We start from the raw sequence: 1,235 nt of genomic DNA, 5'->3' as shown, positions 1-1,235 counted from the left end.
GACGATCTGGTCGCGGGCGGCGTGCAGGGCGACGGTGAATCCGGCCCGGTCGGGGTCGAGGCCGGGCCGGGAGTCGGTGGCGTCGGTCATCGCGATCCGCAGGATCTGGTAGGTGGCCAGCAGCGCCCAGAGTTCCTGTTCGACCCCGGCCGGGGTCCGGGAGCGCAGGACCCGTCCTCGCAGGAGGGTGTGTTTGAGGGCGAGGTAGGCAGTTTCGGTTTCCCAGCGCTGGTGGTAGAGCTCGATCAGTGCGATGGCCGGGTGACGTTCGGGGTCAAGCAGAGTGGTGACCAGCCGGTAGTGCTCGCTGCGGCGGGCCCCGTCGGCAGTGGTGATGGTGATGCGGGCTTCGACGATGCGGACCGCGACCTTGCCGATGCGTGAGGTGATCGATCCGTCGGGGTGGCGGCCGATCAGGGGTGGGCGGCGGTTGGCTTTGAGCCGGATCAGCAGATCCGCGCCGGTCCGGGCGGTGTGGGTGATGAAGGTGGCGGCGTCGAAGTTGCGGTCGGCCAGCAGCACCATGCCCGGACGTAGCCGGTTCAGGAGCCGCTCGGCGTAGGCCAGTTCGCCCTGGGCGGGGCTGCCGAACGCCGCAGCGATCAGGGCGCGGGTGCCGCATTCGGTCAAGGTGAGCAGCCGCAGCAGCGGATAGCCGGTGTCCGGGTGGGAGGCGGTGCGGGTTTTGTCGGTCCAGGCCCGGTTGGGTTCGCTGTCGGGGATGGCGATGCCGGTGCCGTCGATGGCGACCGGTCGCAGACCCCGCCAGGAGGCGCCGGGGGTGCGGGGCCGGGCGATCGGTCCGGCGAGCAGGTCGAACAGTGCGGCCAGTGGGCGTGGACCGATCCGGGTCCGGGCTTGGCGCAATGCCGAGGCGGTGGGGGTTGCCGGTGGGTGGTGGTGCAGGCCGGTGGTGAGTCTGGACCAGACGCCGCGGTAGCCGAGTTCGGGGAACAGGTTCATGGCGAGCAGGAAGTACATCGTGACCCGGGCGGGGAGCAGCCGTATCCGCTGTTGCGTGGCGGGGGCTGTCTCGGTCAGGGCTGCGTCGACCATGTCGAAGGGCACGATCTGGGTGAGTTCGCCGAGGTGGCCGGGGGCGAAGACCCCGCCCGTGACATGTATGGCGCGGGTTATGACAGACTGCGCGGACAACGGAGCTCCCGCCGAACGTTGATCTTGGTCGACGATGTTCTAGCGGAAGCTCCGTTGCCTTATGTCACCGGGTTGACATC

The 1,235-nt window shown here is 69.4% G+C and carries 1 protein-coding gene; it reads right to left on the bottom strand.

The features are described from left to right. Positions 1 to 1,155: IS4 family transposase (locus tag ACZ63E_RS46050; protein ID WP_465342630.1), on the bottom strand; the 1,155-nt coding region annotated here is incomplete at its 3' end. Positions 1,156 to 1,235: the final 80 nt, after the last annotated feature.

The sequence above is a fragment of the Amycolatopsis sp. NPDC104819 genome (assembly GCF_055583145.1).
This window is presented reverse-complemented; position numbering and strand designations above follow the sequence as displayed.